This is a genomic window from Diaphorobacter nitroreducens (assembly GCF_002214645.1).
GTDB classification, from domain to species: Bacteria; Pseudomonadota; Gammaproteobacteria; order Burkholderiales; family Burkholderiaceae_C; genus Diaphorobacter; species Diaphorobacter nitroreducens.
Map to the genome: position 1 here is coordinate 3,602,953 of NZ_CP016278.1, position 24,150 is coordinate 3,627,102.

Annotated in this window: 21 protein-coding genes, 4 pseudogenes and 1 riboswitch; of the genes and pseudogenes, 13 read left to right on the plus strand and 12 right to left on the minus strand. The window is 68.1% G+C overall.

Going from position 1 to position 24,150, the window contains the following annotated elements:
* Nucleotides 1-26: 26 nt before the first annotated feature.
* A complete protein-coding gene (locus tag BA022_RS16870; RefSeq protein WP_088888223.1) occupies nucleotides 27-842 on the minus strand; it encodes an NYN domain-containing protein in 816 nt (271 codons plus the stop codon).
* A gap of 616 nt (nucleotides 843-1,458) precedes the next feature.
* Between BA022_RS16870 and BA022_RS16875 the strand changes: the two genes are divergently transcribed.
* From BA022_RS16875 to BA022_RS16890, 4 genes and pseudogenes are all read left to right on the plus strand, one after another.
* Entirely contained in the window at nucleotides 1,459-2,286 is an 828-nt protein-coding gene (locus tag BA022_RS16875; protein WP_088888224.1) for a DUF932 domain-containing protein, read from the plus strand.
* Between the two features lie 84 nt (nucleotides 2,287-2,370).
* A pseudogene (locus tag BA022_RS19670) lies at nucleotides 2,371-2,649 on the plus strand (ParB/Srx family N-terminal domain-containing protein); the annotation flags it as partial.
* A gap of 697 nt (nucleotides 2,650-3,346) precedes the next feature.
* A pseudogene (locus BA022_RS16885) lies at nucleotides 3,347-4,141 on the plus strand (TraB/TrbI/VirB10 family type IV secretion system protein); the annotation flags it as partial.
* Nucleotides 4,141-4,448: pseudogene (locus BA022_RS16890) on the plus strand (DUF2274 domain-containing protein). The pseudogenes BA022_RS16885 and BA022_RS16890, both read left to right, overlap by 1 nt.
* Nucleotides 4,449-4,569: 121 nt before the next feature.
* Here the strand turns inward: BA022_RS16890 and BA022_RS16895 are convergent.
* The 3 genes from BA022_RS16895 to BA022_RS16910 form a co-directional block, all read right to left on the minus strand.
* Nucleotides 4,570-4,902 carry a hypothetical protein gene (locus BA022_RS16895; protein ID WP_088888225.1) on the minus strand — a complete coding sequence of 111 codons (333 nt, stop codon included), beginning with the start codon at nucleotides 4,900-4,902 and terminating at the stop codon, nucleotides 4,570-4,572.
* Nucleotides 4,903-5,130: 228 nt separating this feature from the next.
* Nucleotides 5,131-6,453: a type II toxin-antitoxin system HipA family toxin gene (locus BA022_RS16905; protein WP_088888226.1), complete on the minus strand. Its 1,323-nt coding sequence runs from the start codon at nucleotides 6,451-6,453 to the stop codon at nucleotides 5,131-5,133.
* Nucleotides 6,453-6,962 (minus strand): helix-turn-helix domain-containing protein, encoded by a 510-nt coding sequence (locus BA022_RS16910; protein ID WP_228403646.1) that lies wholly within the window; start codon nucleotides 6,960-6,962, stop codon nucleotides 6,453-6,455. Before BA022_RS16910 ends, BA022_RS16905 begins: the two co-directional genes overlap by 1 nt.
* A 633-nt stretch (nucleotides 6,963-7,595) precedes the next feature.
* On the opposite strand from BA022_RS16910, the gene BA022_RS16915 reads away from it, so the two are divergent.
* The gene (locus BA022_RS16915; RefSeq protein ID WP_088888228.1) at nucleotides 7,596-8,348 is read left to right on the plus strand and encodes a tyrosine-protein phosphatase; all 753 of its coding nucleotides are present in this window, start codon (nucleotides 7,596-7,598) and stop codon (nucleotides 8,346-8,348) included.
* 88 nt (nucleotides 8,349-8,436) lie between these two features.
* Here the strand turns inward: BA022_RS16915 and BA022_RS16920 are convergent, their stop codons facing one another.
* On the minus strand, nucleotides 8,437-8,856 hold the full coding sequence (locus BA022_RS16920; protein WP_011806976.1) for an HU family DNA-binding protein: 420 nt from the start codon (nucleotides 8,854-8,856) through the stop codon (nucleotides 8,437-8,439).
* A 220-nt stretch (nucleotides 8,857-9,076) separates the two neighbouring features.
* On the opposite strand from BA022_RS16920, the gene BA022_RS16925 reads away from it, so the two are divergent.
* Together BA022_RS16925 and BA022_RS16930 are read left to right on the plus strand one after the other, a co-directional pair.
* Nucleotides 9,077-10,012, plus strand: coding sequence for a PhaM family polyhydroxyalkanoate granule multifunctional regulatory protein (locus BA022_RS16925; protein WP_088888650.1), 936 nt, complete (start codon nucleotides 9,077-9,079; stop codon nucleotides 10,010-10,012).
* A gap of 40 nt (nucleotides 10,013-10,052) precedes the next feature.
* Nucleotides 10,053-11,318, plus strand: a complete 1,266-nt coding sequence (locus BA022_RS16930; protein ID WP_088888229.1) for an FIST signal transduction protein — start codon at nucleotides 10,053-10,055, stop codon at nucleotides 11,316-11,318.
* Between the two features lie 71 nt (nucleotides 11,319-11,389).
* Here the strand turns inward: BA022_RS16930 and BA022_RS16935 are convergent, their stop codons facing one another.
* From BA022_RS16935 to BA022_RS16955, 5 genes are all read right to left on the minus strand, one after another.
* Entirely contained in the window at nucleotides 11,390-12,700 is a 1,311-nt protein-coding gene (locus tag BA022_RS16935) for a D-amino acid dehydrogenase (protein WP_088888230.1), read from the minus strand.
* 93 nt (nucleotides 12,701-12,793) lie between these two features.
* A riboswitch (glycine riboswitch) is annotated at nucleotides 12,794-12,905 on the minus strand.
* 171 nt (nucleotides 12,906-13,076) lie between these two features.
* A complete protein-coding gene (locus BA022_RS16940) occupies nucleotides 13,077-14,186 on the minus strand; it encodes a CMD domain-containing protein (RefSeq protein WP_088888231.1) in 1,110 nt (369 codons plus the stop codon).
* Nucleotides 14,183-15,661 carry an NAD(P)-binding domain-containing protein gene (locus tag BA022_RS16945; RefSeq protein ID WP_088888232.1) on the minus strand — a complete coding sequence of 493 codons (1,479 nt, stop codon included), beginning with the start codon at nucleotides 15,659-15,661 and terminating at the stop codon, nucleotides 14,183-14,185. Before BA022_RS16945 ends, BA022_RS16940 begins: the two co-directional genes overlap by 4 nt.
* Nucleotides 15,662-15,693: 32 nt before the next feature.
* Nucleotides 15,694-16,680 carry a Bug family tripartite tricarboxylate transporter substrate binding protein gene (locus BA022_RS16950; protein ID WP_011806970.1) on the minus strand — a complete coding sequence of 329 codons (987 nt, stop codon included), beginning with the start codon at nucleotides 16,678-16,680 and terminating at the stop codon, nucleotides 15,694-15,696.
* A 166-nt stretch (nucleotides 16,681-16,846) separates the two neighbouring features.
* Nucleotides 16,847-17,263: a YXWGXW repeat-containing protein gene (locus BA022_RS16955; RefSeq protein WP_088888233.1), complete on the minus strand. Its 417-nt coding sequence runs from the start codon at nucleotides 17,261-17,263 to the stop codon at nucleotides 16,847-16,849.
* Between the two features lie 363 nt (nucleotides 17,264-17,626).
* On the opposite strand from BA022_RS16955, the gene BA022_RS16960 reads away from it, so the two are divergent.
* Nucleotides 17,627-18,034: a host attachment protein gene (locus BA022_RS16960; protein WP_088888234.1), complete on the plus strand. Its 408-nt coding sequence runs from the start codon at nucleotides 17,627-17,629 to the stop codon at nucleotides 18,032-18,034.
* 25 nt (nucleotides 18,035-18,059) lie between these two features.
* Nucleotides 18,060-18,413: pseudogene (locus tag BA022_RS16965) on the plus strand (alcohol dehydrogenase catalytic domain-containing protein); the annotation flags it as partial.
* A gap of 105 nt (nucleotides 18,414-18,518) precedes the next feature.
* On the opposite strand, the gene BA022_RS16970 reads toward BA022_RS16965, so the two are convergent.
* Nucleotides 18,519-19,262 carry a helix-turn-helix domain-containing protein gene (locus tag BA022_RS16970; protein WP_011806966.1) on the minus strand — a complete coding sequence of 248 codons (744 nt, stop codon included), beginning with the start codon at nucleotides 19,260-19,262 and terminating at the stop codon, nucleotides 18,519-18,521.
* 134 nt (nucleotides 19,263-19,396) lie between these two features.
* On the opposite strand from BA022_RS16970, the gene BA022_RS16975 reads away from it, so the two are divergent.
* A complete protein-coding gene (locus BA022_RS16975) occupies nucleotides 19,397-21,349 on the plus strand; it encodes an MFS transporter (RefSeq protein ID WP_088888235.1) in 1,953 nt (650 codons plus the stop codon).
* A 39-nt stretch (nucleotides 21,350-21,388) separates the two neighbouring features.
* Here the strand turns inward: BA022_RS16975 and BA022_RS16980 are convergent, their stop codons facing one another.
* A complete protein-coding gene (locus BA022_RS16980) occupies nucleotides 21,389-22,405 on the minus strand; it encodes a 1-aminocyclopropane-1-carboxylate deaminase (protein WP_088888651.1) in 1,017 nt (338 codons plus the stop codon).
* A 140-nt stretch (nucleotides 22,406-22,545) separates the two neighbouring features.
* On the opposite strand from BA022_RS16980, the gene BA022_RS16985 reads away from it, so the two are divergent.
* The 3 genes from BA022_RS16985 to BA022_RS16995 all read left to right on the plus strand — a co-directional run bounded on the left by BA022_RS16985 (nucleotide 22,546) and on the right by BA022_RS16995 (nucleotide 24,148).
* Nucleotides 22,546-23,055: an Lrp/AsnC family transcriptional regulator gene (locus BA022_RS16985; protein ID WP_088888236.1), complete on the plus strand. Its 510-nt coding sequence runs from the start codon at nucleotides 22,546-22,548 to the stop codon at nucleotides 23,053-23,055.
* Between the two features lie 128 nt (nucleotides 23,056-23,183).
* Nucleotides 23,184-23,666, plus strand: a complete 483-nt coding sequence (locus BA022_RS16990) for a YiaA/YiaB family inner membrane protein (protein ID WP_015914406.1) — start codon at nucleotides 23,184-23,186, stop codon at nucleotides 23,664-23,666.
* Between the two features lie 23 nt (nucleotides 23,667-23,689).
* Complete coding sequence (locus BA022_RS16995) at nucleotides 23,690-24,148, plus strand: hypothetical protein (protein WP_088888652.1); 459 nt, start codon at nucleotides 23,690-23,692, stop codon at nucleotides 24,146-24,148.
* The last annotated feature ends 2 nt before the right edge of the window (nucleotides 24,149-24,150 follow it).

The window sequence follows — 24,150 nt, forward strand, 5'->3', positions numbered from 1 at the left end:
CTTGCGCCAGTGTGCCGACGTGCGCCCTATGCGCGCGGCATGTCGGCTTCTGCCGCGGCGCCCTCTGCCTTGGGCAGCAGGCTCACGGACCAATGGCCGCCTTCCTCCTGCTGGGGCGCCAGCAGGTCGTAGGTCTTGACCATGTTGAGCAGTCCCGAGTGGCCGTAGGTCTGGGGCGAGAAGGCAGGGTCGGTGCGCTTGAGGTACTGGCCCAGGACGCCCAAGCCGACCTTGCCCTCTGACGTGTCGCTGGCCAGGAGTGCCACGGCCTCGACGAGGAAGCGCGGCCGGCGCTTCGGCGCCAGCTTGGGCGGTTCCTGCTTTGGCTGCTCGGGCTTGGCCGGCTCCGCCTTCGGGGTGGCCTTTGGCGCGGCCTCGACAACCGCTTCCACAGGAGGCTCAGGGCGGACCCATTCGAAGAACTGGTCGCTGGCGTTGCGCAGGGCGTCGGGTGTCTTGGGTTCGCCGACGATGCAGACCGTGGCGCCGCGCTCGCGCAGCTTGCGGCACAGGTAGGCGAAGTCGGAATCGCTGGTGACCAGGCAGAAGGTGTCGGCCCGCTGGTCGAAGAGCGCTTCCAGCGCGTCCAGTGCCAGGGCGATGTCGGCGGTGTTCTTGCCGGCGGCGTACTGATACTGCAGGCACGGCGTGAAGGCCAGGCGCACCAGGGCCTCCTGCCATTTGTTGGCCAGCGTGCCCTGGTTGCCGTAGCCGCGGCGCAGTACGACGCGGCCAAACTGGGCCACCATGCGCAGCGCGTGTTCGAGGATGTCGGGCGGCACGTTGTCGCAGTCGACCAGGACGGCCACGCGCGTCTCCGTTGTTGTTGGGGTGGTACTCATCCGGGGTTACGTGTTGTTGGGTTGATTTGCTCACAACAGTAGCTGATTCCGGGCGTCTCCGGCCATGGAGGTGATGGCCGGCCGCGCCGTCGTGCTGCGCATCGAGCCGCCCTTGGCGTCTCGCCCCTTTGGGCTTCCATCGTTCCCGCGCTTCGCTTGGCTGACGCCTTCGGCCCGGCTCGCTGATCCGGGCCTGCGCGCTGCGCTTGGCGCCCCTTTGTTCTGCCGAACCGGCTGCGCCGGATCGGCCTTCGCGCCTGCGGCGCTGCGCGCTTCGCTTGCGTGGGGTCGGCGAGGAAGGCGGCCGTTGCCTGTCCAGCCATCTTTCCTTCCCTCATCACCTTGTCCGCGACCGTAGCGCGCGCCGGGGCGCCGTCAAGGCGCGCCAGGCCGTGTCCTCGCCTTCGGCTGCGGGCCGCACCACCCCTGTCGCTTCCTCCTTGACGGCGCCCCGGCGCGCGCTCCTTTCGTCGCGGGCGATGAACTCAGGAAAGACGGTGGCAACGAGGCCAACCGGGTTCTTCGTGCCGACCCCACCGGAAGACCCGAAGAGGGCTCCGAATCTAGGAATCCGGTGGGGGTTGTTCAACAGCCAACTTCGTCAGGAGAAATCACCATGCAACTTGCATCCCGTTTCGCCAACCACTCGCCGGTGCTGCGCTCGGAATCCCCACTGTCGGACGACCAGATCAGGACCGTGGCGCCGTCGATCTTCGCGCAGGCCCCGCACGGTAGCCGCTCGGAGCGCTACAGCTACATCCCCACGGCCACCGTGTTGCGGGAGTTGAGAGGGGAGGGCTTCGAGCCCTTCATGGTGTGCCAGACCCGTGTGCGCCAGGAGGGGCGGCGCGACTTCACCAAGCACATGATCCGGCTGCGCCATGCCAACCAGATCAGCGCCCGCGAAGCCAACGAGATCATCCTGCTGAATTCGCACGACGGCACGAGCAGCTATCAATTACTGGGTGGCATGTATAGGTTCGTTTGCCAGAACGGCCTGGTCTGCGGCGACACCGTGGCCGATGTGCGCGTGCCCCACAAGGGCGACGTGGCGGGCCAGGTGATCGAAGGCGCCTATGCCGTGCTGGAAGGCTTCGGGCAAGCCCAGGCCTCGCGTGAAGCGATGCAGGCCATCACGCTCGACGCCGGGGAGTCGGCAGTGTTCGCGCGTGCCGCGCTGGCCCTCAAGTACGACGAACCGGACAAGCCCTCGCCCATCACGGAAACGCAAGTCCTGACGCCGCGCCGCACGGACGACGACCGTCGCGACCTGTGGAGCGTGTTCAACCGCACGCAGGAAAACCTCATCAAGGGTGGCTTGGCCGCCCATGCTGCGAACGGGCGCCGCCAGAGCACGCGGCCCGTGCAGGGCATCGACCAGAACCTGCGGCTGAACCGTGCCCTGTGGCTGCTGGCCGACGGCATGCGCCAGCTCAAGGCCTGAACCCTGCCGGAGGGGCTCGGCCCCTCCCTTCATCCATTCCTTTATTCCCCGTCTTCTTCATCTTGTCCCTATAGGAGCCACACCATGAACACCGCTACCTTTCAAGAAACCGCCGCCGTCGCGGCGTCGCAGGAACTGCTGCTGATCCCGCTGTCCCAACTGCGGCCTTCGAGCCGCAACGTGCGCAAGAGCGGCGGCACGTCGATTCCCGAACTCGCCGCGAGCATCGCCCGCGTCGGCCTGCTGCAGAACCTCACCGTGGTGGCCGCGCCCGATGGCGAGCACTACGAGGTGGTGGCCGGGCGCCGACGTCTGGCCGCGCTGAAGCTGCTGGTCAAGCGCCGCAAGCTGGCGAAGGACCACGAGGTGCACTGCCTGCTGGTGCTGGACGACGCGGCGCGTACCGTGAGCCTGACCGAGAACGTGCAGCGCGAGGCCATGTCGCCCATCGAGGAGCTGTTCGCCTGGAAAGACCTCGTGGCCGAGGGCCGGCCCGTGGAGGACATTGCGGCCGACTTCGGGGTGACGCCCCTCGTGGTGCAGCGGCGCCTGAAGCTCGCCAACGTCTCGCCCCGGCTGCTGGCGGACTTCGGGACGCAGGCCGTGACGCTGGAGCAGTTGATGGCCCTGGCCATCACCGACGACCATGCGGCGCAGGAAGCCGCCTTCTACGACGCGCCGCAGTGGCAGCGCAGCCCGGAGGCGCTGCGCGACCACCTGACCAGCGACGAGGTCGACGCCGGCCGCGATGCGGTGGCGCGCTTCGTCGGGCTGGAGGCCTACGAGCAAGCGGGCGGCGGTGTGCGCCGCGACCTGTTCGCGGACGAGCAGAACGGCGTCTTCCTGACGGATGGCGCGCTGCTGGATGCGCTGGCGCGCGACAGGCTCGCGCCGGTGGCCGAGCAGGTGCGGGCCGAGGGCTGGGCCTGGGTGGACGCGGCACCGCGCGCCACGTCCTCCGACCTGTACCAGTTCCAGCGGGCGCGCAGCACGCGCCGCGAACCCGGCAATGCCGAGGCCAGGCGCATCGCCAAGCTGGAAGACCAGCAGGCGAAGCTGCAGGAGCGGCTGGACGCCAGCGGGGCCGGCAGCGCTGGCTTCGGGGAATCAGGATTTCAACCCGATGGCAGGGTCGTCTCGTTCCTCCGCGGCGGCCGATCCGACGGCGGTGCAGAACCGCCAGGATGCGAAGGAGGCGTTTCTCGCGAAGGCGGGCGATGGCGCGGCGCGCCATCCGGGCAGCCTGCAGTTGCCGGCTTCGCCGTACCAGGTGATGGCCGGGACGATCATTCCGGCGGCATTGGTGACGGGGATCAACTCGGACCTGCCGGGGCAGGTCATCGCCAACGTCACCGAGGCGGTCTACGACACGGGCACGGGCAGGCACCTGCTGATCCCGCAGGGCTCGCGGCTGATCGGGCGCTATGACAGCCAGGTGGCCTTCGGGCAGCGGCGGGTGCTGCTGGTGTGGACGCGGCTGATCCTGCCGGACACCTCCTCGGTGGCGCTGGACCGGCTGCCGGGCATCGACCCGGCCGGTTATGCGGGGCTCGAGGATGGTGTCGACTGGCACTGGGACCGCATCCTGGCCGGGGCGGCGCTGTCGACGCTGCTGGGTGCGGGCGCCGAGCTGGCGGCGCCCGAGAGCCGCACCGATGGCAACCGCATCGTGATCGCGACCCGGGAAGGGGCGCAGGATGCGGTGAACCAGGTCGGGCAGGAGATCACCAGGCGCAACCTGAGCATTCAGCCGACGCTGACGATCCGGCCGGGGTTTGCGGTGCGGGTGATGGTGAACAAGGATCTGGTGTTGCGGCCTTATCGGCCGCTGTTTTTCCGGCGGGGAGAGCCGTAATGAGCAAGAACATAGGGCGGTTGAGTCTGGGCGCCTTGCCCAGAATGGAAACGGTCAAAGTCACCGTCCGCTACCTGTGGACCTGAAATCGCAGCTCGACCGCTATGCAGCCCTGCACAGTCAGGCGCATGGCGAGGCGGTCGATGCAGTAGCGATGATTCCCCACATGCTGGCCGCTTTCGTGGAGCGAGACAGGGTGTTCAAGGCCTTGTCTCGCAGTCCCGTTGCATGCACGAACGCGAAGGCGCGGATGTCCGTGGATCCACCATCCGACACGCATCGGCGTGAAAGCGACCGCGGGCTGTAGCGCCCTGGTGTCCGAAATATGCCTACAAATTTCGGGCAAATGATCGCCACCCAACCGGAGGCCTCTGAAAACGCCCAGTAGGACGTGAAGGGCGATCTACGTCGGCGAGCGGCGCAAGGCATCAACTGCCGTTGGCAATCTGAATGCGCATCTGCTGATCGAGGCCGACTAGAGAAATCAGTGGGGCGATTTCCCGAAGCGTGCTGACCAGCGACGGGAAATCGTTGGCAATGAGCGCGGCAAGCTGGCTGTTCTGGCCGGAGACGTCAATGTAGTACAAGGGCTTTTCACGGTCGTTTTTCATGTACTCGTAGACAGTGATTTCTGCGCCAGCGGCCTCTGGTATCGGCGTGCTGATCTGGCTGTAGTACCCAGCAGCCGCTATGTTGTCTTCATAGCTGCCATCGTCTTCGGCAATCTGCAACTGACCATTGATAAGTGCGTAGCAGGTCATGTTTCCTCCATTGGCCCATGCTAGCACTGGGCTTGCAATCACTATCGAAGAGGTCGGACACGCTTGCCAAGCCGAGCTTTTACATAGTGCTCTGTCATTTCCCGATTCTTGTGCGCCAGCAGCCTCTGCGAGTGTGTGAGGTCGCCCGTATCGGTCGCCGCCTTCGCTCGAATGTTCCGAAACTGAAAGTTCAGAGGAGAAGACCGCGGGCAGGTCATGTGCTTGTGATTAGGAGAGGCCGGTGGCCTCCGATAGGAACTTCTCTGCTTGGCCCCGCATGCCTTTCGAGATCGGTTCCCAGATGCGTTCGGGAAAGCCCTGGGGAAGTTGCGTCTCGACGGCTTCGAGGGCTAGTGCGACGCGGTCGGCTAAACCCTGCATCGCTTCCCAGACCAGAGGGCCGCCGTTCTTCATCGCTAGGTCGTGCCAATGGCGGGCACGGATCGTGTGGAGCTCGTAGTGCGTGTTCTTCGAACGCAGTGCCATCGCAAGGCGCACGTCGCGCCAGTGCAGTTGTCCCCGGCTCCTGCCCAGGTACGGCCATACGGACAGGACGTCGTACAGGGGCGTCATTTCGTAGGCATTGCCTTGGCGCAGGAAGATCGAATAGTTCTTCGCGTGGCCGTCGGGCGCCGCCATGAGCCAGAAGGCCAACTGGGCAAGTTGGAAGGCCATCCGGTCCGTCTCCGCGTCCGCGCTCCCGGCCAGCAGCGTGAGCCCTGCAGCGGCAGATGGTCCGCCATCGTCTTCGTATTTCAGGCGCGGGGGCAGTCCCAGCGCCTGGCAGAAGTCTTCCTGGGGAAGCCGGGCGATCCACTTCCCATCTTCCATCCATTCCCGGTCGAAGCGCTCCACGATCAGGGCTCGCTGGTCGCCGAACGTGGCCATTTCGGTGTGTGCCATCGGCAGGCCGAGCGCCTGGATGATCTGCGCGCAGAGCCATTCGTTCTCGACGGAGTCGAACATGTTCACTCGGGTCGTGTTGGCGATCACGCCGAGCGGGAGCTTGAAGATATGGGTGCTCGGAGTGGCTCCGACGGGGCTGCACCACTGGCCGTTGACCCGCACGAAAGCGGTCTTTTCCTGGGCTCCCGCCAAGGAAATACGGAACGGCGGAGCTTCGTTGATGTGGCGCGCGACCGGGTCATCGGGCACGGCGCGAAGTGCGGCCGCGACCTGTTCGTCGGTCAGCGGCTCGCATGCCACATGGTTCCACCCGTCCGGTGTCGTTCCCTCCGGAAGCAACTGCACTGCGCCGACGCAGTCACGGCCAATGGCCTCCAGCAAGGCGAAGGCATCGAGCGTCCTGGTCTTGAAGCGCCGGCCGATACGCTCGCGGATCCGCTCGTTGTCCGGTAGCAGGTTGTCGAAGTAGTTCGCAACGACCTCCCCCTTGATCTCCAGGGTGCGGGTGAGGGGCAGCGACAGGGACAGCGGCCGTGACTTCTCGGACTCCAGCCATGAGGGGGCGTACGAAAAGCTGTGGGCTCCGCGGTTGACCTGCCAGGCCCCGACGAATTCGCCATTCATCCACGCGTTGAGCGCCACCATTACCACGAGCCCTTCTTGGGGCGGATGACAAAGTTGCGCCTGGATGTCGGTGTGACATCCGCGTTCGGGTTCGCGTCCCGCAGCGCTTGCGCGTCCGATGAGGTCTTTGCGTCAGTGCGGCTTACGAGAACCGATGTCGCCTCGCGCCGGCCGCCGCCAGTCAATGGCCGCACGTGCCACTGGCCAGTCGGCGGGGTGTTGACCGGCGGCTGCTTGGCCTGCTTGCGGGGGTTGTTCGAAGGAGCGGTGGGAGGCGAGGCGGCCGCATCCGGACGGTTCGCGGTCACTTCGAGCATGTCATCCCTCAACACCAGGGATGCGCGCAACGCCGAGACCACTTTCATCAACTGGTCGACGCTCACGGCGCCAGGGTTGCTTTCGATCTCGGCGATGCGGGCCTGTCCCACGCCGAGCAGCCGCCCGAGAGCGGCTTGGGTCAGGCCGCGCGCCTTCCTGAGCGCCCGCAGGTGCTCACGGAGTTGGCTGGTCAGGTGGATGGGGAAGTCCATGCTCATCTCTATCGGCAAATGCCAATATATATGCCAAAGCAAGTTTTTTCAAGATACTGGTTTTGGTGTATGAATGGCATGTATCGGAGATTGCCGATATTTGTGTGTACACACCAGCAGCGCAGCGGCGCAAGCGAGTGCCCTGTCCGGCAAAGTGGGATAATTTGGCATGGCGATCAGGTTCCAAACCGGAATCGAATCGCTGCTACTGGTCTGGTGTACCCAAAGGTGTACCCAGGAACCAGGACAGTCAGGGAAAAGTGAGTGGTGGCGCGGGTTGCGGAGGTTTTTTCGAACCAGCCCCAGCCACCACATACAACGCCCAACCATTCGGTTGGGCGTTTTTGTTTCTGCACTGCCACGCTGCATGGAACGACACAGTGGTTGCGTGTCCTCATCCTCCAGCGCTGCACAGGACCTCTCCGTGATTCGGGGCCCTTCTCTTTCACGGAGCGGTAGTCCTTGCTTTGGAAGCCAATACCTGCAGGCACGGGCGCGGGGCGTACAGCAGCCACGCACTGTCCATCCCCCAAAGATCACGCGCTGCGGGCAGCGCTACGCAGGGCGACACTTCGGGCTGCATGTACGCCCATGTGTCATGAGCGTGTGACGGCTTTGAACTACAGTGACCGGATGCAAGACTTTTCACGCACGCTTTCGCTGACGGGGGCGTCCAACTTCCGTGATCTGGGAGGCTATACGGGGCTGGATGGACGCACGGTACGCTGGCGCCGGTTGTTCCGCTCCGATCATCTGGCGGCCCTGACACCGCAGGATGCGCAGGTGCTGGCCGGTCTGGGGCTGACCCGCTCGGTGGACTTCCGCGGGCTGGTGGAGAGCGCGGCCCAGTCGTATGCGTTGCCGCAGGTGCGCTATCACGCGTTGCCGATCGAGCCGACCGTCGTGCAGCGCGCCAAGGAACTGGCGGTAGCGGGCCAACAGATCACGGCACCCGTTGCGGTAGGGCTGATGCAGGACACCTACCGCGCCTTTGTTTCCGACAACGCGCAGCAGTTTGCGGGCTTGTTCGAGCAGTTGCTGGCAGAGGATTCTCCCCTGGTCTTTCACTGCACTGCAGGCAAGGACCGCACCGGTTTCGCCGCGGCCCTGATTCTGCTGGCGCTCGGCGTGTCGCGCGAGGTGGTGATGCAGGACTACCTGTTGACTAACGCGCTGTACCGTCGGCCCGCGGGGCTGGTCAGCTCTGCGCCGCAGGAGGTGCTGAACGTGATCTGGCGCGTGCAGGAGGACTTCCTGGAGGCCGCATTGCAAGCCGTTGACCAGGACCACGGCGGCGTGCAGCGTTACCTGGAGCGTCGACTGGGCGTGGACGATGCTGCACGTAACCGCCTGGCGCAGCTGTACCTGCAGCCGTTGCCGGACTGAGGCGCCGCGGCCGTGCGCCCTGAGTCGCTTGGGTATAAAAAAAAGCAGCCCGGAGGCTGCTTTTTTTTGCGAAACCCGCGCCACGGTGTCAGAGCGTGGCGTCCTTGAGTTTCTTCAGTGCGCGGGTCTTGATCTTGACCGACGCGGGCTTGGCGGGGAACCAGCGCTCTTCGCCGGTGAACGGGTCCTTGCCGAAGCGCTTCTTCTTGGCGGGCACTTGCTGCAGGCCGATCTTGAGCAGGCCGGGCAGCGTGAACTCGCCGGAGCCCTTCTTGTGCACGGAAGCCAGGATGGCCGTCTCCAGCGCGGCGAGCACGGCCTTGGCGGCCTTGGGCTCGACACCCGCCTGCGTGGCGAGATGGGCGATCAGCGCGGTCTTGGTGAAGGCTTCCTTCACGGGCTTGATGGCAGCAGGAGCTGCGGGGGCGGCTGCCTTCTTGGCAGGTGCCGCAGCCTTTTTGGCGGCGGTCTTTTTCACCGGAGCGGTGGTCTTCTTTGCAGTTGCCATGATGTCGGATCGTTGTAAGGTGTATAGAAGCAGGCCAGCCAGGCTGGTGATCGGATTCTAGGCGCTGTCTGTGCGCGTGGGGTGCCCTATTCATGCGGGTTTGCGCGAGAAAACCACGCTATCGCGGGCCTGTGGACGGTACAGGGCACGCACGTGCCGCACGGGTGGCGCGCATGCGGGTAAGCTGTGCAACCATTCCCTGATGTACCAGGAGCAGGCCATGAGCGATAGCACCCCTTTCGGCTTCGGGCGTTTCGTCCCGGGATTTGATTTCCTGCAGAACCTGGCCAAGGGCGCTGCGGCGGGTATGCCCACCATGCCGGGGCTGTCGGGCTGGGTGGCGCCCACGGTGAGTGTGGACGAGCTGGACAAGCGCATCCAGGAGCTCAAGGCCGTGCAGTTCTGGCTGGAGCAGAACGCGCGCGCCCTGGCCGCCACCGTGCAGGCGCTGGAGGTGCAGAAGATGACGCTGGCCACGCTGCAGGATATGAACGTGGCGATGGGCGACCTGGCCGCGAGCTTCGGCGCCGCCGCAGGCCAGGACAAGGAGCGGCCCGCCGCACGAGCCGCCGAGCCACCGTCCGCGTTCCCGTTCACCTCTCCACCCGTACCCACACCTGCACCTGCACCTGCACCTGCACCGGAGGCGCCGCCCCCGGCCAACAACGCCTCGGCGGCGCGCAGCGCGCGAACACCACCGGACGATGAGGCCGCGCCCGAGCAGACCAAGGGGGCGGCCGACCCGATGCAATGGTGGGGTGCGCTGACCAGCCAGTTCCAGCAGATCGCGGCGCATGCCCTGCGGGATGCGGGCACGCACCAGGCGGCCTTCGATGCCACGCGCGAGATGGCCAGCGGCGCACTCAAGACCGCCTCCAGCATGGCGGCGCAGATGGCTGCGCAGGGCATGCACGGCATGCACGCGGCGGCGCAGGCCGCCGGTGCGGCGCCTGCGGCAACGCCCGCACCTGCCGCCGGGAAGCCTTCCGCAAAGGCGGCCGCCCGGCCGGCGACCCAACCGGGCGGCAAGGCCAACGACAAGTCACGTCCGGCCGCCAAGCGGGCTGCCGCGGCCAGCGCGGGCGCCAAGCGTGCCCCCGCACCATCGCCCACCCAAAAGGCTGCCGCGTCCCGCACGCGGCGGCCGGCAGGCTGAGCTGCGCGGCGGCGCCTGTACCCCACCGCAGGGCTGACACATGAGACTCTTTCCCAATGCACACGCCACCCATCCGCAGTGGCACATGGCCGCGGTGCTGGTTCTGGCGCAACTGCGGGCGCAGATGGCGCTGCCCCAGTACGCCAGTGCACCCACGCTGGGGCTGCTCTACATCACCGACCACTACGCGGACGATGCCGCGGCCCTGCTGGACCTGCTGCGGCGCGAACTGCCGACGGTCACCGACTGGGCAGGCGCGGTCGGCGTGGGCGTGGCGGGCAACAACGTCGAATATTTCGATGAACCCGCGCTCTCGCTGATGCTGTGCGACCTGCCGCGCGCGCACTACCGCGTGTTCTCGGGCGTGGCGCCGCTGGCGCACGGCGATGCGGCCGGGGTGGGCTTTGCGGCCCACACGGCGCTGGTGCATGCGGACGGCCAGACACCCGAACTGGCGGACCTGGTGGCCGAGATGGCGGGCCGCACCAGCAGCGGCTACCTGTTTGGCGGCGTGGTGGCCAGCCGCGGGGCGCAGGTGCAACTGGCGCTGCCCGCCGGCGGCGAGGGCGACGGCGTGCTGCACGGCGGCCTGTCGGGCGTGGCCTTTGATGCGCAGGTGGAACTGGTCTCGCGCGTCACGCAGGGCTGCCAGCCCATCGGCGCGCAGGCGGCCATCACCGCCGCGCAGGACAACGTGGTGCTGGAGCTGGACGGCGAGCCCGCGCTGGACGTGCTGCTGGACACGCTAGGGGTGACACTGCAGGGCGACGCCCAGGCCGCCCTGCGCGCCGTGCGCGCCACGCTGGCAGGGCTGGAGGACGCGGACGCACCGCAGCGCCAGCGCACGGGCCATTTCGGCGCCGACACGCGCGTGCGCCACATCGTCGGGCTGGACGCGACGCGCAGCGGCGTGGCGCTGGGTGACCATGTCGAGGTGGGCATGCGCCTGGCCTTCTGCCAGCGCAACGTCGGCGCGGCCCGTGCCGACCTGATGCGCATCTGCGCCGAGATCCGTGAGGAGCTATCGCCCCAACTCGAAGAGGCGCAGGCGCTGCCCGCCGCAGGCAGCGCGCCGCATGCCGAGCCGGCGGGCGGCCGGCGCATTTGCGGTGCGCTGTATGTGAGTTGCTCGGGCCGCGGCGGGCCGCACTTCGGTGGGCCCAGCGCCGAGCTGCAGATCGTGCGCCATGCGCTGGGCGACGTGCCCCTGGTGGGCTTCTTCGCAGGCGGCGAGATCGCCGCGCACCGGCTCTATGGCTACACGGGCGTGCTGACGGTGTTCGTCGCGCCGGACGGGGCTTTATAAGCCTTTTGGGCCTCTAGCGCCCGTCCACCAAGCGCAAGCAGCTATGCAATGCATAGCGCCGTGGCGCTTGCTCAAACGCCGATGACGGCGGGGCGGGGCGCCGCAGCAGGGCGCGGCAGGCCGCAGAACGCGAAGTCCAGCTCCGGCTCCAGCCCGCTCACGATGCGCGCGATGGACTTGCCCGAGCCGCAGGCGTGGGTCCAGCCCAGCGTGCCGTGGCCAGTGTTCAGGAACAGGTTGCCGTAGCGCGTCTTGCCGATCAGCGGCACGTTGCTCGGCGTGGCGGGGCGCAGGCCGCTCCAGAACTGCGCCTGGCTCGCATCGCCCGCGCCGGGAAAGAGCTGCTCCACGCGCCGCACGATGGCTTCGCAGCGCACGGCGTTCAGTGCGCGCTCGTAGCCGTTGAGCTCGGCCGTCCCCGCGATGCGCAGCCGGTCGCCCTGCGCGCTGGTGTAGCGCGAGAAGACCAGCTTGTACTCATCGTCCGTCAGGCTCACCTGGTAGGCGGCGGCCGCGTCGCGCACCGGCAGCGTCACCGAATAGCCCTTGGCCGGGTAGATCGGCAGGCGCAGGGCCAGGGGCTGGGCCAGCAGCGGGCTGAATGCGCCCAACGCCAGCACGTAGGCGTCGCCGCGCACGCGCTCGTAGCCGCCGGCCTCGTTGGTGATCTCCACATGGTCGATGGCGCCGCCCGCCTGGTGCAGCGCGGTGATGTGGCAACCCAGGCGGAATTGCACGCCCGCGGCCTGGGCCACGCCGGCCAGCGCGCGCGTGAACAGGTGGGCGTCGCCGGACTCGTCCTCCGCCGTGTAGGTGGCGCCCGCCAGCTGCGGGCGGACGTGGGCCAGGGCTGGCTCGATGCGCACGGCCTCGTCTGCGTCCACCACGCGGCGGTGGCAGCCCAGCGCACGCATCTGCTCGGCGGGCGCCAGCGCGGCGTCGAACTCCTGGGTGCTGGTGTAGAAGTGCAGGATGCCCTGCGTGCGCTGGTCGTACTGCAGGCCCGTGTCGGTGCGCAGTTGCTGCAGCGTACTGCGGCTGTAGCTGCCCAGGCTCACGATCTGCTCGATGTTGTGGCGCGTGCGCGCGGGCGTGCATTCGCGCAGGAATTGCAGGCCCCAAAGCCACTGGCGCATGTCCGCGCGCAGGCGAAACAAGAGCGGCGCATCCTCTTTGCCCAGCCACTGCAGCACCTTGAGCGGCGCGCCGGGGTTGGCCCAGGGCTCGGCGTGGCTGACCGAGATCTGGCCGCCGTTGGCGAAGCTGGTTTCCGCACCGGGCACAGCCTGCCGGTCGATGACGGTGACCTCGTGGCCGAGTTGCTGGAGGAAGTACGCAGAGGTGGTGCCGACGACGCCGGCGCCCAGAACGATCACGCGCATGGTTTACAAGCCTTTTTCAAGGTTTGCGCAGGCAGGGCGCGCGCGAGCAGCTATTGAATGAATAGCGAACAGCGGGCGCGACATGGCCTGGCTGCCGCTCCCCCTGTCCTTGGTACCTGAGAGATTCATGCCGCGCGGGACCGTGCGCGGCACTTGCTCCTTCGGTGCGCCACGGCGGGCGTGGCGGCTCTCCAGACGGCTGTGTGGGTGTGCAGTACGGAACCTGAGCGTGTATGGGAGTTTGCGCCTTCGGTGAAACGGCATGCAGCCGTTTGCTCTCCTGCGCCGGCCATCGTAGCTGCGCGGGCGCGATGGCCCCAGCGGGCTAACCCTCAAACCATGAACACGCTCTCAGGGTGGGGCGCTGGGCGCATGCTCAGGGGTAGACCGCTTCGCCCAGGTTGAGCATGAGGCGGTTGGCCCAGGCGAACAGCGCGGCGGCGTGCACCGTGTCCAGGATTTCCAGGTCGCTCAGGCCCGCGGCGCGCAGCGGCGCGAGGTGCTGCGGCCCGAATGCACCGGGCGCGCGCGTGAGCGCGGCGCTGGCCTGCGCCAGGGCGCGCTCGCGGGCGTTGGTGCCGGCGCTGTCGGGGTCGGCGAAGATCTGCGCGATCACGTCGTTGCGCTTGGCCAGCTGCTCGAAGCGCTGCGCATGCACCGACGCGCAGTACACGCAGCCGTTGATGCGCGAGACCACGGTGGTGGCTACCTCGCGCTCGGCGCGCGGCAGGCCGCCAGGCGCGTACATGATGGCGTTGAACGCCTCTGAGCGCTCGGCGAGCACGCGGGGCTGGTGCGCCAGCACGAGGTAGAAGTCCGACGTGCGTGCCTTGGGGTGGCTTGCGTCGAGCACGGCGTTCTGCTCGGCGCTGGCGGTGGCGGGGTCCACCACGGGCAGCCAGGCCTTCCAGTCCAGCGTCTCGCTGGTGTAGCCGGCCAGGCGCAGTGGCTCGCCGGGCGGGGGCAGGTTGGCGGGGTGCACGAAGGGCGCGTCCGGCGTGGTGGGAGCGACCGCCGTGGCTGCGGTGCCCGCGGGGCCGAGGGTGGCCAGCGCCGCCACGCCGGCCACCAACCGCGCCTGGTAGGCCACGAAGCCGATGAGCTGCGCGAGCAGCACCACGTCCGGCGTGGCGAGGCCCGCCTGGGGCAGGGCGAGCAGGGCCGCGCGGTCGGCCGCGGCGGGCTGCGTGGCCAGCAGCTGCGTGAAATGCGTGATGGCTTGCCAGCGGGCATCCGCCGCGGGGGCGGGCAGGCCGGCCAGGCGCGCGCCGTAATGGTCGGCCAGCGTTGCCACGCCGCTGGCGGCCGCCACGGCCTGGGCCACGGACAGGCGCTCGGCCAGCGCCAGGCCCCCGGGCAGTTCGGGGGCGAGCAGCAGGTCTTCGCAGGCCTGGGTGGCGGTGATGGCCTTGGCGCGCTGTTGGCGCGCGGCCTGGGCATGGGGGGCATGGCCCAGGCGGGCGAGTTGGTCGATGGTGTCGGTCATGGCGAAGGCAGGATGCGTTGGGAGGTGTCGGCGGGCGTCCATTCGTCGCCCAGCAGTTCCGGCTCGGCATAGGCCTGCAGCGCGGCGAAGTGGTGCTCCACGTCCTCGCGGTACAGCAGGCCGGCGATGCCGCTGGCCAGGCGCCGTGCGCCGTCGCTGATGGCGGGAATGTCGCCCGACACCGTGCCGTGCGACAGCGCCGCCGGGTAGCAGAAGCAGTGGATGCGGTCCAGGCCGGGGCAGGCGCCGGCGGCTTTCTCGCGGAATTCGAACACCGGGCCGAGGTCGGGCGAGTCGGACAGTTCGCGGTCTTCATCGCCGGCGGGCGGCTGGTAGCGCTCGCCCCAGGTGCGCACATGGCGCGCAAACGGCGCGAACTCGGGCTTTTGTGCCCAGTCGATCACGAAGCCTGTGGCGAGGACCAGGAAGTCGAACGCAAACGTGCCCTTGGCCGTCGCCACGTGCAGCGCGTCGCCCACCTGCGTGACGCCCTGCACCGCGCAACCGAAGTGGAAGAACGCATGGGCGTGCCGCGACACGCGCAGCGTGCTGCCGTGCGGCGGCGGCACCTGCTGCACGTTGATGTAATGGCGGATGCGCCACTTCCATGCGTCGGGCAGGTCGTGGTGCCCTTGCGTGAGGCCGGGCACGCCCGAGCCCTTGGACTTGTTCACCGTGGGCATCACCGCGCGGCGCGCGATCAGGTCCACGCTGGCGGCGCCGCATTCCAGCGCCGTGCCGGCGCTGTCCATCGCGGACGAGCCCATGCCGATCACGCCCACGCGCTTGCCCTTGAGCGTGGCGTAGTCCAGCACGTCGGACGAATGCGCCCACAGGCCACCCTGTGCGGCGTGGGCCACGCCCCGCATGAAGGCAGGGACCTGCGGGCCGCCCAGGCCGTCGCGGCCCGTGGCCAGCACCACGCGGCGCGCCAGCCAGGTGGCGTGGCCGGTGGGGGCCTGCACGTCCACCGCCACCAGGCCGTCGGCGCGTGGGTGCACGGCAGTGACGGTGTGTTCATTGCGCACGTCGGCCTGCGTCACGCGGCGGTACCAGCGCAGGTAGTCCATCCACTGCAGGCGCGGGATCTTGTCGAGCGCGGCCCAGGCCTCGCTGCCCCACTGGGCCTCGAACCAGGCGCGGAAGGTGAGCGAGGGCACGCCGAGCGCGGGGCCGGTGAGCTCCTTGGGCGAGCGCAGCGTGTCCATGCGCGCCGTGGTGGCCCAGGGGCCCTCGTAGTCGGCGGGCGCGCGGTCCAGCAGCACGGCGGCAATGCCCTGCTGCGCCAGCGCCATGCTGGCCGCCAGGCCCGCCTGGCCGGCGCCGATGATGAGCACGTCGGTGACGGGCTGCCCTTCATGGGTGCGTGGCGGCAGCCATGCGCGGGCGCGCCAGTTGAGGGTGAGCAGGTCGTGCCGCAGGCGGTCTTCGAGGGCGGCCAGGCCGGCCGCCCCCAGGGGAAGCGAAAGTGACATGGAGGGCGTCGAAGAAAGCGTGGAGGGCGAAATCAGTCGATGCTGATTTTGGCGTCCTTCACCACCTGCGCCCACTTCGCGCGGTCCTTGTGGACCGTTTGGCGGAACTGCTCGGGCGTTTCGATGCGCACCGTGTTGCCCTGCGACTCGAAGCGCTGGCGCACGTCGGGCTGCTCCAGCACCTCGCGCAAGGCGGTGTTCAGCTTCTGGACCACGGCTGGGTCGGTGCCCTTGGGCGCGAAGATGCCGAACCAGATCGAGCTGTCAAAGCCCTTGGTGCCGGGCAGGCCACTGGCGCCGATGGGCGGCACCTCCTTCACGGCCGCCACGGGCTTGGCCGTGGTCACCCCCAGCAGGCGCACCTTGCCGGTCTTGTAGTGCGGCAGCACGGTCTGCACCTGGTTCATGATGCAGCAGGTCTCTCCGCGCAGCACGGAGGTGATGGCCTCGGGCCCGCCCTTGTAGGGCACGTGCACCATGTTCAGGCCCAGGCGCGCATTCAGCTCGGCAAAGGCCATGTGCGTGCCCGTGCCGTTGCCGGTGGAGGCGAAGTTGTACTTGCCCGGGTTGGCGCGCACGGTCTCGACGAACTCCTTGAGGTTCTTGGCGTCGATCACCGCGGGGTTGATGGTCAACACGTTGGACACGTCGATCAGCGGGGCGACGGGCACGAAGTCGGCCTCCACGTCGAACGGCAGGTTCTTGTAGAGCGCGGCATTGCTGCCGTGCGTGGCGGCCGTGCCGAAGGCCAGGGTGTAGCCGTCGGCCTTGGCCCGGGCCACGTACTCACTGGCGATGTTGCCGGCCGCGCCGGACTTGTAGTCGATGACCACGGGCTGGCCGAGTTTCTGGCCCAGCGGCTCCTGCACCGCGCGCGCCACCACGTCCACGCCCGATCCGGCCGGAAAGCCCATGATCAGGGTGACGGGCTGCTTGGGCCAGTCCGTGGCCTGGGCGAGGGCGGATGTGACGGTCAGCAGCGTGGCCAGGGCGGCGGTGGCGTGGCGCAGGAGGGGCATGGCAAATTTCCTTGTGATGGGTCAGTGCAAGGCGGCGCCCTATCGTGTAGGCACAGCCGAAACACGCCCATTGTGGAGAAATTCACATGCGCACGCGCTATATGCATATGGACGGCCCGTCGCCGTCCCGGGCCATGCTGGGCGCGGACGACCGGCGCTCGGCCGTTCATCTCCGGTAGGGGTTGTCGGGCCGGCGGTCGTGGCGGTTGGGCACGCCGTCGCCATCGCGGTCCCAGCCGCCGCGCACGAAGCGCCATTGGTCACCGCGCTGCACCCAACGCGGCTGGCGGTAATGGTGGCCGTGGCGCACCTGCATCCACTGGCCGGGCACCCACACATGGCGGTGGCCGCGCCATTCCCAGTGGCCCTGCGACCAGACCATGCCGCGGCGCGGTGCAGGCACGCGCTCGTAGCGTGGAGGCGGTGGCGCGTGGTATTGCACCGCATAGGCGGGCGGTGCCGAGTAGTGGGGCGTGCCGGCCTGGATCACGACGGTGGCGTTGGTGGCCGCATGCGCGGCGCCTGCCAATGACAGCAGGGCGACGAGGCTGCCGGCTGCGGCAAGGGTGGTGGTGCGGACCATGGCGTTCTCCTGTGTTGTGGGATGCGGCGCGGGGCGCTGCGGGAGACTCCATGCTGCGGGCCGCATGTCAACGTTTCGGGCGCGTTGTTGCATCCCCGGCAAAGGTTTGTGAGCAGGTGTGACGACGGCCTTCCGGCGGGCAGGACTCAGGTGCTGGTAGGGCTGAAGCCCTTGTCAGAGAAGCGGTACAAGCTCCTTTTTCAAGAGTGAGAGAGGCGCGACCAGTGCGTGGCGAGGCGCCGCGGTGCTTGGCGCACCGCCCGCCACGCCACGATTGCTTGCATGTACCGTGGGATTGACCCCTCTGGGGCCGCCCCCCCTAGATCAAACACCGCACACGGCTTGGAGAACTGGGGGCTTTGCATGGACACACCCAACTGGGCCCTGGTGGCCCATGGCTCGATGGCGCGCCTGCTGGAGCTTGACCCCGCGGCAGCCACGCACTGGACGGAAAGGCAATGCCTGACGCATCCGGCCGCCCGCCTGCATGGCAGTGCGGCGGGGCATGAGCCGCCCGGACATTCGATTGCAGGACGCAGCGGTCTGGCGCCGCGCAGCGAGGCCGCCGCGCAGGAGCGGCGCACCTTCGCGCGCGAGGTGGCCCACGCGCTGCGCGAGGCCGTGTTCGCGTCCAATCCTTTCCTCGGCGAGCTGATGGAACAGCTGGATGGTGTCACCCATCAGCGGCTGGTGGCCAGCCATGCACAGGATCTGACGCACCTGAGCTTGCAGGAGTTGGCGCGGCACTTGCAGGCAGAACGCGGCGGCTGACACTGCCCCGGTGTGAGGACCGACCATGCGCGCCATGGTGCTGGACGGACCCGGCCAGCCGCTGCGGCTGGCGGAGTTGCCGTGCCCCGTTCCGCAGGCAGGCCAGTTGCTGCTGGCGGTGCAAGCCTGCGGCGTGTGCCGCACGGACCTCCACCTGCGTGACGGCGATCTGCCGGACGCGGTGTGGCCCCTTGTGCCGGGGCATGAGATCGTGGCCCGTGTCGCCGGCCTGGGGCCGGGCGTGCGGGGCTGGCGGCAGGGACAGCGGGTAGGCGTTCCTTGGCTGGGGTGGACCTGTGGGCACTGCCGGTTCTGCACCAGTGGGCGCGAGAACCTGTGCGTGCAGGCGTGTGGGGGCGACGGATGGTCCAGTGTGGGCACCGCGAAGGGGGAAGTCAATGGCAGGCCGACTGCGTCGGGTTTTGGGTGTTTTAAGGCGCTGGCACCCGTCCATCAAGCGCCATAAGCTATTAATATAGGAGCATCACGGCCTTGCGGTGCGGCGCATCTGGGCAAAGGCCTCGAACTCCCAGCTGCGCATGGCCAGCAGCAGGGTGTAGCCCTCGCGCTCACGCTCGGGCAGGCGCTGGTCGGCCAGGTGCTGCTGCGCGAAATCCTGGGCCACGCGTTGCAGCCGCTCGGTGAAGGCCGGCGCCAGGCTGCGTGCGATGGAGCCGTGCACCAGCAGCACGCCCTCGCCCGGCGCGTCGAAGCCGCCGTTGAAGTAGTCCAGCAGTGCATGGTCGCGGAAGTAGTGCATCACCGGCCCGTGCGGGCGCCAGCGGAAGGTCTTGGCAAGCTTCAGGCGGTAGCGGTTGAGGGGGCGCAGTTCGATGATGCCGATGCGGTCGAGCTGCGCCAGGTACTGGATGCCCTCGGCCTCGCTCAGCCGGTAGGTGGTGGTGATCTGCTCCAGGGTCCACTGGCTCAGCACGCAGATCGCCATCAGCAGCAGCTTCTTGTCGGCCACCACGGCCTTTTCCTGCTCCTGCGTCAGCTCGCTCAGCAGCGGCTGGCTGTCGGCCACGCGCCGCGCCAGGTCGGCAAAGTCCAGCCGCAGCACGCGGCAGATGGCGTCGATGCGCGACAGCGGCATGTCGCCCTTGGCCAGCATGCGCTTGACGCTGGACTCGGCCATGCCCAGCGCCTGTGCCAGGCCGGCATAGGTCATCTGGGCGGACTTGAGTTCCTTCTTCAGGGCGATGACGAGGTCGGCGGTGGTGCTCATGGGGCGTGGAACGTAAAAAGTATCGAATGGCGATACCCTAAGTGTGATCCAAGCCACAAAGGCCCACAAGCGGCTGGCCTGCGCGGGCTTTGTGCGCACAATGCGCGGCACCTTCACACCCCAGCACACCGCATATGAGCGCGCAGCACCCCGTGACCTTGTCGCCCACCGCCCAGCCTGCCGAGGCGGCGCACCCCAACCAGTTCGCGCTGCTGCGCCAGCGCCGCTTCGCGCCGTTCTTCTGGACGCAGTTCGCCGGCGCGGCCAACGACAACCTGTTCAAGTTCGCCTTCACGGTGATGGTGACCTACCAGCTCAGCGTGTCGTGGATGCCGCCGGCGCTGGCGGGACTGGTGATCGGCGCGCTGTTCATCCTGCCGTTCCTGCTGTTCTCGGCCACGGCGGGGCAGCTCACGGACAAGTACGAGAAGACGCGCATCATCCGCTTCGTGAAGAACCTGGAGATCGCCATCATGCTGGTGGCGGGCGCGGGTTTCGTAGCCGGCAGCGCGGCCATCCTGCTGGGCTGCGTGTTCCTGATGGGGCTGCATTCCACGCTGTTCGGCCCCGTGAAGTTCGCCTACCTGCCGCAGGCCTTGAACGAGCGCGAGCTGACGGGCGGCAACGGCATGGTGGAGATGGGCACCTTCGTCGCCATCCTGCTGGGCAACGTCGCGGGCGGCCTGCTGGTGGCGCTGCCGGCCATCGGCCACACCACAGTGGCGGTAGCCTGCCTGGCCCTCGCCCTGCTGGGACGCCTGGTGGCGCAGTTCATTCCGCCGGCCCCGGCCACTGACCCGGGCCTGACGGTGAACTGGAACCCGGTCAGCGAGACGTGGCGCAACCTGAAGCTGGCGCACGGCAACACCGTGGTGTTCCGCTCGCTGCTGGGCATCTCGTGGATGTGGTTCTTTGGCGCGGTGTTCCTGTCGCAGTTCCCCAGCTTCGCCAAGGACGTGCTGCATGGCAACGAACAGGTGGCGTCGCTGCTGCTGGTGGTGTTCTCGGTGGGCATCGGCATCGGCTCGCTGCTGTGCGAGGTGCTCTCGCGCCGGCATGTGGAGATCGGCCTGGTGCCGCTGGGCGCCATCGGCATGAGCGTTTTCGCCATCGACCTGTACTTCGCCTCGCGGGCCCTGCCGCCGTCGGAGGTGCTCACCCTGGCGGCCTTCGCGGCGCAGCCCGCGCACTGGCGCGTGATGGCCGACCTGCTGCTGCTGTCGCTGTTCGCGGGCCTGTACAGCGTGCCCATGTACGCGTTGATCCAGATGCGCAGCCAGCCCACGCACCGCGCGCGCATCATCGCCGCCAACAACATCCTCAACGCGCTGTTCATGATCGCCAGTGCCGTGCTCGCGGGGGCGCTGCTGTCGGCGGGCTTCACGGTGCCGCAGATCTTCCTGTTCACCGGCATCGCCAATGCGGTGGTGGCGTTCTACATCTTCCTGCTGGTGCCCGAGTACCTGCTGCGCTTCGTGGCCTGGGTGCTGTCGCGCTGCATCTACCGTTTCAAGGTGCGCGGCGACGAGCACATTCCCACGGAGGGCGCGGCCATCCTGGCCTGCAACCATGTGAGCTTCGTCGATGCCGTGCTGCTGATGGCGGCCAGCCCGCGCCCCATCTACTTCATCATGGACCACCGCATCTTCCGCATCCCGGTGCTGGGTGCGCTGTTCCGCCTGGCCAAGGCCATTCCCGTCGCGCCGCAAAAGGACGATGCCGCCACCTACGAAGCCGCGTTCGAGCGCGCGGCCCAGGTGCTGAAGGACGGCGACCTGCTCGCCATCTTCCCCGAGGGCGGCATCACGCGCGACGGGCAACTGCAGGCGTTCAAGGGCGGCATCATGAAGATCATCGAACGCGCGCAGGCCGACGGCGTGCAGGCGCCGGTGGTGCCCATGGCGCTGACCAACCTGTGGGGCTCGTTCTTCAGCCGCATTGAGCAGGGCGGCGCCATGGTGCGGCCGTTCCGCCGCGGCATATTCAACCGCGTGGGGCTGAACGTGGGCGCACCGCTGCCGGCTGCCGAGGTGCAGCCCGCCCTGCTGCGTGAGCGGGTGGCGGGGCTGCTTCAGATCAGCGCCTGAGCCAGCAGGCGCCCCAGGGCCTGCGCATCCGCTGCGGCTTCAGCCGTTGCGAAAAAGAAAGCTGTACGCGTTCAGGGCCGGCACGCCGCCCAGATGCGCGTACAGCACCTTCGATCCGGCCGGGAATTCGCCGTTGCGCACCCGCTCGATCATGCCGTGCATGGACTTGCCTTCGTACACCGGGTCCGTGAGCATGCCCTCCTGGCGAGCGCACAGGCGGATGGCCTCCAGCGTGCCTTCATTGGGTAGGCCGTATTCCGGGCCGCCATAGCGTGTGTCCAGCACCACATCCTCGGCGGTGATGTCCTGGCCCAGCTCCACCAGATCGGCGGTGCTCTGCGCGATGCGCAGGATCTGCGCGTGGGTCTTCTCGGGCGTGGCGGATGCGTCGATGCCGATCACCCGGCGCGCGCGCCCGTCGGCGGCAAAGCCCACCACCATGCCCGCCTGCGTGCTGCCTGTGACCGAGCACACGACGATGTAGTCAAACCGAAAGCCCAGCTCTTTTTCCTGCTGGCGCACTTCCTCGGCAAAGCCGACGAAGCCCAGGCCGCCATAAGGGTGCTCGGAGCAGCCAGCAGGAATGGGAAAGGGCTTGCCGCCGGCCTGCTTCACGTCCGCCATGGCCTGCTCCCAGCTCGGGCGGATGCCGATGTCGAAGCCCGCCGCGTCCAGGCGCACGTCGGCGCCCAGGATGCGGCTCATCTCGATGTTGCCGACGCGGTCGTACACCGCGTCGCTGTAGTTGACCCAGTTCTCCTGCACCAGCACGCACTTGAGCCCCAAATGCGCGGCCACGGCGGCCACCTGGCGCGTTTGGTTGGACTGGATGCCGCCGATGGACACCAGCGTGTCGTAGCCGCCGGCAATCGCCTCGGGGATCAGGTACTCCAGCTTGCGCGTCTTGTTGCCGCCGAAGGCCAGGCCCGAGTTGCAGTCCTCGCGCTTGGCGTACAGCTCTACCCTGCCGCCCAGGTGCTGCGACAGGCGCTTGAGCGGCTGGATGGGCGTGGGGCCGAAGGTCAGGGGATGGCGGGGGAATTTCTGCAGGTTCATGGCGGTGTTCCAGTCGATGGGGAAGGTGCCTTGCATCGTAGGAAAACCGCGCATTAACAGGGTTGTGAAATAAGATGATCGCAAGAATCAAAAAAAGTACTTGCCGCCAAATAGCAGTATTTCATTTCCCCAATCAAGCAATGGCCGCAATAAAAAAACGCAACGTGAATGCCGCGGCAGAGGGTGCCGAGGTGGACCGCACCGACCGCGCCATCCTGCGCCTGCTGCAGCGCGACGCGTCGCTGTCCAACGTGGCCCTGGCGGCCAAGGTGCACCTGAGCCCGCCGGCCTGCCTGCGCCGCGTGGAGCGGCTCAAGCGGCTGGGCTTCATCGATGGCGTGGTGGCGCGGCTGAACCCGCAGGCGGTGGGTGCGGGCATGCTGGTGATGATCGGCGTGGTGCTGGACCGCTCCACGCCCGAGTCGTTCTCGGCCTTCGAGAAGGCGGCGGCCAAGATCTCGTGCTGCATGGAATGCCACGTGGTCACGGGCGAGTTCGACTACTTCATGCTGATCCGCACGCGCGACAGCGAGAGCTTCAACCGCCTGCATGCCGAGCAGCTGCTGTACCTGCCGGGCGTGCGGCAGGTGCGCTCGTTCATGGTGCTGCGCAACGTGTTGTCCACCACCGAGCTGCCGCTGGCGATCTGAATGCGGTATCGCATGGCGATACTTTTCGCCGCTGGATAGGTTACTGCGTCGGAATATCGGCTGCTTTGGCGCCGCGCGGCCGCAGCATCCGCCCCGTGTTCAACCAACGCCTGCGGGCACCGACCACCATGCATTCCTCTACCCCCACCCTCCAGCGCGACACGCGGGCCTGGCAGTTCCAGGTGTGGGCCTCGTTCGGCATCGCCGTGTTCCTGTGCGCCACCGGCCTGGCCTGGCTGCCGGGCGAGCGGCTGGAGGTGGCCTTCATGTTCATGGGCTACGTGTTCTGCCTGTCGGCGGCCTTCATGCTGGCCAAGTTCGTGCGCGACAACCAGGGCGCGCGCCGCGGCGCCGGCCAGGGTGGTGGCGACACCCCGCTGTGGAAGCTCGTCGTCTGGGGCGGCTTTGCCGTGGCCATGGGGCTCACCGGCTGGGGGCTGTGGGGCATGGCGATCAGCGCCACCTACAAGGCCTTTTTGGGCGTGAGCTGGCTGTACCTCATCACCTGCGCGTTCACGCTGGCCAAGATGCTGCGCGACCGCCACGAGGCGGATCTGGCCGACGCCCGCCTGCGCAGCCGCCTGCAGGCCCGCACCGAGGCCGCTGAATGATGCCCGCCGCGCAGGAGACCCACATGCCAACCCTTTTTCGCAAGACCTTCGCCCCCGCGCTGCTGGTGCTGGGCCTGCTGTGCGGCGCGGCGCTGCCGGCGCGGGCGCACAGCGAGGCCTCTGCCGCGCTGTCGCTGATGCCGGTGGCCTCCGTGGTCGTGGCCGCGGGCGGGGCGTCCGCGGCGGCGGGCGCCGTGGTGGCCCTGCCGGCGGCGCTGTCGGTGGGCGGCGCGGTGCTCACGGTGAAGGCCGTGCAGGCCTCGGCCACGGGCACGGTGTACCTGCTGGAGCGTGCATCGGACGGCGCCCAGGCCAGCGTGGAGGTGTCGGGCCGCGCCGCCGGTGCCGCCAGTGGTGCCGTGGGCACGGTGCTCACCTGCAGCGTGATCGGCACGGGCGTGATCCTGTCGGCCGCGGGCGAGGTGCTGGCCTTCGTGCCCAACGCGCTGGGCCGCGCGCTACTGCACAACGAAAGGCTCTGACC